Origin of the sequence: Bartonella sp. ML70XJBT.G, assembly GCF_028618575.1 — a bacterium.
Classification (GTDB): Bacteria; Pseudomonadota; Alphaproteobacteria; order Rhizobiales; family Rhizobiaceae; genus Bartonella.
In genome coordinates this window covers 1-8979 of the sequence record NZ_JAQITA010000033.1, presented here as the reverse complement: position 1 = coordinate 8979, position 8979 = coordinate 1, and the positions used below count along the sequence as shown (strand labels likewise).

General features: G+C 33.1%; 10 protein-coding genes and 1 pseudogene. 6 read left to right on the top strand and 5 right to left on the bottom strand.

The window, feature by feature from the left end; genetic code table 11:
• Positions 1–628 (top strand): annotated as a pseudogene (locus tag PVV64_RS09410) (hypothetical protein); the annotation flags it as partial.
• Between the two features lie 2170 nt (positions 629–2798).
• Here the strand turns inward: PVV64_RS09410 and PVV64_RS09405 are convergent.
• Positions 2799–3377 carry a hypothetical protein gene (locus tag PVV64_RS09405; protein ID WP_273760757.1) on the bottom strand — a complete coding sequence of 193 codons (579 nt, stop codon included), beginning with the start codon at positions 3375–3377 and terminating at the stop codon, positions 2799–2801.
• On the bottom strand, positions 3374–3700 hold the full coding sequence (locus PVV64_RS09400) for a hypothetical protein (protein WP_273760756.1): 327 nt from the start codon (positions 3698–3700) through the stop codon (positions 3374–3376). The genes PVV64_RS09405 and PVV64_RS09400 overlap by 4 nt, the downstream gene beginning before the upstream one ends.
• A gap of 360 nt (positions 3701–4060) precedes the next feature.
• Here PVV64_RS09400 and PVV64_RS09395 point away from each other — a divergent pair, with 360 nt between their 5' ends.
• Both PVV64_RS09395 and PVV64_RS09390 read left to right on the top strand, forming a co-directional pair.
• Positions 4061–4243, top strand: coding sequence for a type II toxin-antitoxin system HicA family toxin (locus PVV64_RS09395; RefSeq protein ID WP_019220217.1), 183 nt, complete (start codon positions 4061–4063; stop codon positions 4241–4243).
• 20 nt (positions 4244–4263) lie between these two features.
• Positions 4264–4686: a type II toxin-antitoxin system HicB family antitoxin gene (locus PVV64_RS09390; protein ID WP_273760755.1), complete on the top strand. Its 423-nt coding sequence runs from the start codon at positions 4264–4266 to the stop codon at positions 4684–4686.
• A gap of 3 nt (positions 4687–4689) precedes the next feature.
• Here the strand turns inward: PVV64_RS09390 and PVV64_RS09385 are convergent, their stop codons facing one another.
• Together PVV64_RS09385 and ssb are read right to left on the bottom strand one after the other, a co-directional pair.
• Complete coding sequence (locus PVV64_RS09385; RefSeq protein ID WP_273760754.1) at positions 4690–5232, bottom strand: hypothetical protein; 543 nt, start codon at positions 5230–5232, stop codon at positions 4690–4692.
• 10 nt (positions 5233–5242) lie between these two features.
• Positions 5243–5683 (bottom strand): single-stranded DNA-binding protein, encoded by a 441-nt coding sequence (ssb, locus tag PVV64_RS09380; protein ID WP_273760753.1) that lies wholly within the window; start codon positions 5681–5683, stop codon positions 5243–5245.
• Between the two features lie 307 nt (positions 5684–5990).
• Here ssb and PVV64_RS09375 point away from each other — a divergent pair, with 307 nt between their 5' ends.
• The 3 genes from PVV64_RS09375 (at position 5991) to PVV64_RS09365 (ending at position 7779) form a co-directional block, all read left to right on the top strand.
• Positions 5991–6182 (top strand): hypothetical protein, encoded by a 192-nt coding sequence (locus PVV64_RS09375; protein WP_004859817.1) that lies wholly within the window; start codon positions 5991–5993, stop codon positions 6180–6182.
• Between the two features lie 63 nt (positions 6183–6245).
• The gene (locus PVV64_RS09370; RefSeq protein ID WP_273760752.1) at positions 6246–6674 is read left to right on the top strand and encodes a type II toxin-antitoxin system HicB family antitoxin; all 429 of its coding nucleotides are present in this window, start codon (positions 6246–6248) and stop codon (positions 6672–6674) included.
• A 247-nt stretch (positions 6675–6921) separates the two neighbouring features.
• Positions 6922–7779, top strand: coding sequence for a hypothetical protein (locus PVV64_RS09365; RefSeq protein WP_273760751.1), 858 nt, complete (start codon positions 6922–6924; stop codon positions 7777–7779).
• On the opposite strand, the gene PVV64_RS09360 is transcribed toward PVV64_RS09365, so the two are convergent.
• A complete protein-coding gene (locus PVV64_RS09360) occupies positions 7763–8302 on the bottom strand; it encodes a hypothetical protein (RefSeq protein WP_273760750.1) in 540 nt (179 codons plus the stop codon). The genes PVV64_RS09365 and PVV64_RS09360 overlap by 17 nt on opposite strands.
• Between the last annotated feature and the right edge of the window lie 677 nt (positions 8303–8979).

Here is an 8979-nt window from a genome sequence, read left to right as displayed (position 1 = left end):
ATCTCTCTCATGATGGCAATTGCTGGGTATATGATGATGCTTGTGCCTATGGTCATGCCCGTGTTTATGAAAATGCAAAAATACGTCATTATTCTCAAATCTGTGGTCAAGTCTATGGGGATTGTGAGGTCTATGGGAGGGCTTTCATCTCTCAATATGCAAATATTTATGACAATGCTTGTGTCTATGGCAATGCCCATGTTTATGGGAATGTGTATGGCAATGCCCATGTGAGTGGGGGCGCCTTTGTTCATGCTGATGCCCATATTTATGACCATGCCCATGTTTCTTATGATGCTGTGGTTTTTAGTTATGCAAGGATTTATGGGCGTTCCAAGGTTTCTGGCTTTGCTCGCATTCATAGCCATGCAAAAATTTATAATTATGCGGTTGTTAATGGGCGTGCCAAAATTTATGGCAAGGTCTATGGCAATGCTAGTGTTGGTGGCTCTTCTGAGGTCTATGGCTCTGTGTATGGCAATGCTAAGGTAACTGATTATATAAGGTGTGGGGTAAGGTCTATGGCAATGCCAAATTAAACAAGCAAAGCAAAGTAAAGTTGGTACCAAAAAATTGCGAAGTTTATGAAAATGATCATGTTGTAAAGATTGTTGATAAAACAGAATAAAGAGCGGCGTGGGGGGCGCCTTCTTACAGCTATAAACGCATCATAAAAGAGAGAATTCAAATAAGAAAGCCGTATCAAGTAATATGACGCGGCTTTCTCATCACGTTTCTAATGATCTAATAATCATCCACAATGGAGTGATAAATGCATATATACAAAACGTATCATATTGCAAGCGTTCTATTGTTTTTATGAAAACTTATCAAAAGGATCATAAATGATGGGTATGATCTTAATCACTCATTTGAATAAGAGAGGTTCTAAACGCTTTTGATTTTTATAAACCTATCAATAAAACGCTCTCATATTTAAAGGGAGTCATTTGAAATAAAGCACATGATCAAAATGCCTCTTTAAAACGTTTTAAAATACTAAGCTCAAAATAGAGCTGAGTGAATTCAAATAACTGACATTCTAAAATCAAAACGCTTGGTAGCTTTATCAGTACAATCAAAAGCAAAGGCGTATTAAGGGAATATCTGTCATAAAACCGTTTTTATATTTATGCGCATTGGTTTTTAAAGCAGCCTTTCATAAGACAAATAAACAAACGTTTTTATAGAATTTAAGGGTTTCAAGATTTGCTCTGCTGTAAAATCTAGATCTTTGTTTTTCGTAAATGAAACGTTCTTAAGAGCAAATGATAACTAAGTTTATAGCTGTTATAAAACATCAGTTTCAAATGTTTAAACGTTTCCTTAAAGAGGTTCTTATAAGCGTATTTTTACTTTTCATTAAAACCTAATTTCTTTAAAAATTAGCCGGCTCAAATTTGAGCTGGTTATCTTTAAAATAGAGATTCTTTAAACAGGGTAACTTTTGACTCAAAATTTAGAAAAATTTTATGTCTTATGACATTATAATGGTTTTGAATTTTGCTTGCTTGTCTTTGTTTCAATAGGTGCTCCAAATTTGGATTGACCCCATTTGGTTTGTATTTTTAAACTATAGTCTTTAAAACGTTTTTTATTACCATGTCTAAGGTATATAGTATTCTACTTCTACGGCATTATTCGCCTCCATTTTTTTGTGGAAGCGAAGAGAGTTCCATCATTTAAAACTCACTATACACCATATTCATTAAAAGATTTTCGCATCATAAGACATAACGTTTTGAATTTCATAACTGTTGTGATGATATGTTTGTATAATGACTGCCTATCATTTTCTAAATTTTTAGTAAGCGCTTTAAAAGCGATTTTGTCTTTTTATACACCCTTAATGAATTACACTTATAAGCTTATAAAAATTTTAAACGATTATTTTCCTTTTAAGGATTCGCTCAAAAAAGAGCAAAACTCATACCATTCTCTAAACGTATACAATTTATGTTATTAAAAATTTCAAACGACTAAATTTTAAAACAATGCGATTTTTAAGTGATAAAAACGTATCATAAAATTTATGAACTATTATGAATGGTAGCTGCTTTTCATTTCATATGAACGTTTACATGCGTTATAATATTTACATCATGATTTGCTTTTTATGGTCTATTCATACATGGCAATCTTCTATAAAAAATGGTCAAATGAATCATGCATAAAAGTGTGGATTCTGATGGGGGTGCATATAAAATTATTTAAATAACATATTGATTTATTTATATTTTTATGTCATATGTGGTGCCGGGCGCTGAAAACACGGCCATAAGTCCGTCGTTACACTTTCCCCGCAAGGGTATTGTATAGTGTAACCACACCCGATAGGGTCATTATATACTTGTTGCATATAATGAGTCAAAGCCTTCAATGTACGGAAAAAGACTGTATCGGCAATCTATCCGCTTATGGTTTTAAGGTGTTTTCAGGCACCTGATTCGACAATAGACATATTATTGCCATCTTGTCAAGAGGTGACTTCACATTTTTTAAAATAATTATAGATTGTATAGTGTGTATATGAGTACACATTAATTTTGTTATTTATCAATATGTTATGTGTCCAATGTACAGTCAATTTGAAAATTCTGTCGCTAGCGATAGTTTGCGCTAGCCTGCCCCGCAACGAAGCCAACCCGTTGGGAAGTACCTTTTGCATTGATTTTATTGATTTTTTTATGGAAATAACAAAGTGCAAATGATAATTTGTTTTTAAAATTGTCATAAGAACATGTAATGCATAAACCAATAAGGATATGTAATATAGAGATATAGCTTGGGAACATGATCTAGCCTCTTTTATTGGCAGCGTATTCTTGACGAGCAAGTTGTCTCTGTATGTTTTTGGTTAGTCTTTCACTGGCATATTGTGCGATAGCATTTGCAATTTCTGGCTTGGACATAACTTTAGCAATTGATGGCCCTTCTTGTTTTGCAATGGGGAATTGGTCTCCGTCGGCTCTTTGAAACACATTCCCCCCCATTTTTAAATCAACACGCTTTGGAAAACGCCCCCCTTTAATAAAACCATGACGTAAGATTTCTTGCTTTCCAAACATTGTGTAAGTCACACCGCATTTTGTCTCTTTTGCTTTAAAAAATTTAAGAGGCAAGGGTATTCCAGAACCAATGATATCTGTTTCAAGAAACTTAGCTGTAGCCTTTCCTTTAATATAAACGCCTTTTTTAACGCGCTTTGATTGGGCTGATGAGATGTCGGCAACTTGTTTCTCAGTAAAGCGCTCTACTTGTTTTGCTGCGGTGTTGATAGCATTACGCAAAGCCCAATTAAGGCGTGGTGCTTGAAGATTGGTAAAGGTATCTTTTACCTGTTGAAGATACCACTTTTGATGGATGATTAATTTCAATTTTTAAGCTTTTTAGCAGGAGGTGTTGATGGCTTGGAAACTTTAGGTGTTTCGGTCTGTTGAAGTGAAGTTTCTTCTGCTCCTAGTTTAGAAGATGCTTGTACCACTTCTTTTTCTATTGGCTTAATTGGTTCAATTATCTTTTCAGATTTAGTTGTTGTTTTACTTTCCACAAAAGGTTTTGCGGCATTGGCGCGTTTGAGTCGGGCGTAGACTTGATTGGAAACCTCCACAAATGGATTATTTAAAGTTGACGTTTCAAAACGAATAGTGCTTTTATTGTCGCCAACAACACACATTGGTTTGGTGATGATTACTTTCATCTTTGCTCCTTTTGAGGCAATTAATTAATGACATCGTTGGTCAATAAATGTCATTTAATGGCTTTTGACATTTGCACAATAGATTAGCCCATTATTATCAATAAAAACAGCATGTTAAACCATTTTTAGAGCTTAATACTTTATCAAATTTTAGGGAATATTTTTGAATTTTAGACACAATACGACTAGTGCCGTGCTGCTACTAAATACGATTTTTCACGTATTGTCAATAGAAAAATCACGATATTGTATATTTTTAATTTTTTTGATCAAAACTTAGTATTTTAAAAGCCAATCTTTATTTTTATACAAAAAAACATTTATGTTGTATTTAAACATTATAGATGTTATATTATATTTATGAACAGTCAAGAATTAAAAAGATATCTTACAAAACATGGTTGCAGTTTTACTTCAGGGAAAGGCGGCCATTTGCTTGTAAAACGTGGTTCTAAAAAATCCGTTTTACCTATGCATGGTACGCGGAAAGAATTAGGAACAGGATTAGTTCAAAAGATTCTTAAAGATCTTGACCTAAAATAAGCCTGAATATGGAGGTGTAAATGAAATATGCAATTAAATTTATCAAAGATGACAATGATACTCTTCTTGTTGTTTCCAAAGACTTTCAAGAATTTATTACCTATGGTAACGACGAAAAAGAGGCTTTGGAGCACGCTAAAAATGCCCTTTTAACAGTTATTATGGGACGTTTCCAAGATCGAGAAGTTGTCCCTTTCGGAGCTCGTGATGCTGCCTATCCTTTTGTTGAAGTATCTTCATTGGTGACTTTAAAAATTGCAATACATAACGCTATGATTGAAAAAAACTTACGCAAAGCTGATCTTACGCGTCTTTTAAAACTCAATCCAATACAAATTGACCGATTGTTGGATTTAAACCACGCAACAAAATTAGATTCTTTAGAATCCACTCTTATTACTCTTGGAAAAGAGGTTACTATTAGTATCCAAAATGCCGCTTGAAACTTATTGGTTTTGCGTAAAATGTTTATGGAGCGCATTAAGAGCAACATACAGCGAACTAACAAGATATGATAGTGATTGATCTTCGATAACAAGATATTGTAATGCGGCATGAAGATTATATTGATGGTAAAAACATTGCGCTTCTTTGATAACCCCTTTCATTTCTTTATAACAATGAGTTGCTCTTTCAATCCACCGTTGTTGTGCCTCTTCATTTGATGAAGGAGTAAAATCATCATAAATTGCATTAGGCAAACCTTTTGCACAGAGGTAATTATTTCTCACTTCAAGATATTTTTGTGCTGCATCGTACTGATCTTGATTGAGATTTCCTTGTAAGTAAAGCTGTCCGATATAAGTACCGGAAAGCGGATTTTTTGCCTCTTCTATGGTCAAACAGAAGCGTTTGGCACGCATTTCAATTGCCAATTTATCGATAGGATCACGAGGCATTTTTGTCCGTGAGATATGCCCATTGGGTTCTCTGATACATCCTTCAATGCGTGGACGACCACGTTTTGCTCGTTTTTTTCTTTTTGTCATATTTTTTCAATCAGAATGGCATGCTGTCATTAAAAGATGCGCTATAATCGGCACCAGAGGCGATAGCATAATTTTGAGAAGTCACGGGTGAGGGGGGAGATTGCTCTTTCTTTGCATCAAGTAGGTGCAATTCGCCTTTATATTGTGATAAGACAATCTCTGTTGTGAAGCGGTCAATACCGTTTTTATCTTGCCATTTACGGGTTTGTAATTTGCCTTCTACGTAAACTTTTGAACCTTTGTTTAAGTATTGAAGAGCAATTTTTGCCAAATGTGGATTAAAAACCACTACGGAATGCCATTCTATTTTCTCTACTTTTTGGTGTGTGTTTTTATCTGTATAGCTCTCAGAAGTAGCCAACCTAAAATTGACTATTTCGGCACCAGAATTCATTGTTTTGCTTTCGGGATCAGCTCCAAGATAGCCAATTAAGATCACTTTATTCAACATGTTTGTAAGTTCCATTTGATTTGCATTTTATACACATAAAATCTTATCATAAGTTAATTATTTTTTCAATTATTTCAGTTAATTAATAACACTTTTTTAAAGTATTACATTATAATGTTGCTTGATAAATTATTTAAGCAAAAAGCCATGTCTTACAAATGGTATAGCTTTTTCGTTTTGCCTTCGGTTTTTCAATAAGTATCATCTAAATTAGCAAAGTCTGTATCAAACTTTTTTGTTCGATTTATTGTTGACTGTCGAACCTTTTTGTGCGATATTAGTTTTATTACAAAGTGGGAGAGGCTAAATGAAACGAGAAGCGCTGCTTAGAGAGTTACGTAAAGAAGCCAGAAAAAGAGGTATTCATTACAGTGAGGCTCCAGATGCAGGCAAAGGATCGCATTATTTGGTAACTTTTGGAGATAAGACGACCGTTATAAAATCTGGTGAATTAACCCCACTCTATGTGAAAATAATCAAAAAACAGTTAGGGGTATGAAGTTTTCTAAATGTTTTTATACCTTTCTTAGAGACATTTTGATAATAGCAAGGAGATTTAGATATGGAATATACTTATCAAGCAAAACTGGAATCTGATCCAGATGGTGGTTTTGTGGTAACTTTTCCAGATGTACCAGAAGCAATAACAGCTGGAGAAAATAGAGCAGAGGCATTAGAGAATGCTGTTGAAGCGTTAGGATTGGCATTACGCAGCTATCCTATGCGTGGTTTGCCTCTCCCTACACCACAGCAGTATAAAGATCTTGTAGAGGTAACGGTGGATGCGTGGAATGCTCTTAAGCTCGCAGTGGTAGAAGCTTTTAATGAAGCTCATATTACCAAAACAGAATTAGCCAATCGTTTGGGTAAGAAAGAAACTGAAGCAAGACGCATTCTTGATCTAAATTATCCAACGAAACTTCAAACACTAGAGCAGGCACTGACTGTTCTTGGAAAGAAAGTTGTTATTACTATCAAAGATATAAATTAACTTTACCATCCATTTAAAAGCAGAAAAGGGAAAGTCATATTCTAAAAATCCAAGCAGCTTTCACTGTAGAGTTTTCTAAATCGCTTGTTGCTTTTGCAATTAAAACTTCGTAGCTTTTATCCCTATCTAAATGATTCTAAGCAGTGCACGCTATTTTTAATATGATCCACCTTCTCATAATCACTAAGATAACTTGAGTAACACCGACAAGAGATAAGACTATAAACATTATAATTGTGTTAATTGTATGAATACCATTAGCTTCCTTTCTTATAAATATAAGATAGATACCGACTCAGAATTAGTTAATACAAATTGTAATAATGAATTTTTAAAAGAAGGAAAATACCATCCTACACTTGATAATCAATGTGCTACCTTAATAATCGAAAAGTTTTCTATGAACTTGAATACCTATTATTGGATTTATGTTTTAATGGGAGAAGAAAGCCCATACAATCCTGAAGTGATTGATTCCAAAAACGGCTTTCAGAAAATTCCTAACCCACGTCCTAAAGAATATGTTGAACAGAATCAGCAATATTTTGGAATTTTAATCCCTAAAGAGTTCACACTTTTTTCTTCAAATCAAAAGTTAAACAAGTTTTTGCAGTTACACTACAAAGAATCTTCTTCTAACAAAGTGCTTGATATTTCACCAGCTCTTGTTGATAAGCAAAACTTCGAAAAAAAATTGCGTTCAATTAAAGAAATAAAACTGAAATATACACCACCAAGACAATCAGACTTTTTTGGAATACCATCAGAAGAAGACTTGCTAAAGATAGCTGAAAGTTCTCTTGGTAGCTTTCCGACTGAAGGTTTTACTGGAATAGAACTCAGCTTAGATATAAAATTTAAAGAAAAAAATAGTTTAAAGAATTTTTTTCATAATTTTATAAACAAAGATAAAACAAATCCCGTATTGAAAAAAATAAGTTTCGTTGGAAATACATATAATAATTTTAATATAATATTTAATACTAAAACTTTTCAACATAAAGTTAATATTAAAGCAGATAAAAATGTTAATGGTATGTATAGTGAAGATACTGTGAAAAATGAGTTAAAGTATAAAATCAAAAATTTTACTGTGGATTTTTAGTAGAAGACTGTAGTGCATAAATGGACATATTTATCAAACTGCGTGTACGCAACATAAGAAACAATACACAGACTAAAAAGTAGTACCAAAGTATAATATTTAAATAACAAAGAGCAATATCTGAGTACAAAAGTGCGATATCCAATGAAAAAGAAAAATTGTGCTCTACGTACTTAGAAATGACAGGCAAAGAAACAGTTTCTTTATAACTATTTGGGAAAATTAAAACAATAAGCGCTAAAATTATTATCTTTAAGAGTCTGTGCATATACTGTCGTAAATCACCTGTTAGTCTCTCCCAACCTGTTGTATCACCATGCTTATATTTGGGATTGTAATGCAACTCGGAAGGAATGTTAGAATTGCATAAAATCGCAAAAAGAGTTGTTACTATTATCAAAGAAACAGACGCAAATGTCAAAATACCCTGAATAAAGTCAAGATTTTTTCTTATTCCTGAAAAGCATAAAAATATAAAAATGATTGTGCCAAACAAGGCTTTTAGCTGCTTACCTGTAAACATATTCATTCCCTGTGGAAAAATTATGATCTGAATTTTTAAAATTATTTTCTCATATAAGATACAAATGACCTTTTAGTTTTTTATCATTTGCTTTTCTTTTAAGAGCAAGGTCTTCTATTATATTCAGTTGTTTTTAATATTTTAGTTAACCTCGCCTATGATTTATCTATAATTGATGACAGCTTTGAACACTGAGCTCTATAACCCTACATCTTCGCTTGTATTTTGATATCAAAGCTACTTTTCAAAAAAGCCCATAGTACTGGCAATTCTTTCGTAAAGATTAAAGAAACGCTCTCCTCTTTGAAAAATATGTGAAAAAGCTTAATAACTGTCGCAATATTTTTTGCACTAATGCTAGCTATGTATGTTTTTAAAAAATATTTAAATTCGCGTATCCTAAAATCCTTAATTTGTATTAAGGATTTATTTACTAAGTTTGATACTACACAACCATTCTTGCTTCCAAGAATACATTATACATTAAAAAAACTTTTTAATCACTCTTTAAAATGCCTATCTAATCAAAAAATGATCAGCACTTTTCACTATTTTGCTGTCTAATCAATGTGTTTTATTATTCCTCCTATTCCACTTAAAGCCTTTTCAAGTTCTTGCTTTTGAACAAGTGTAAGCGGTTTTGAATGCTCTCTCTCTGCTTGTTCTTTCAAAAGCTT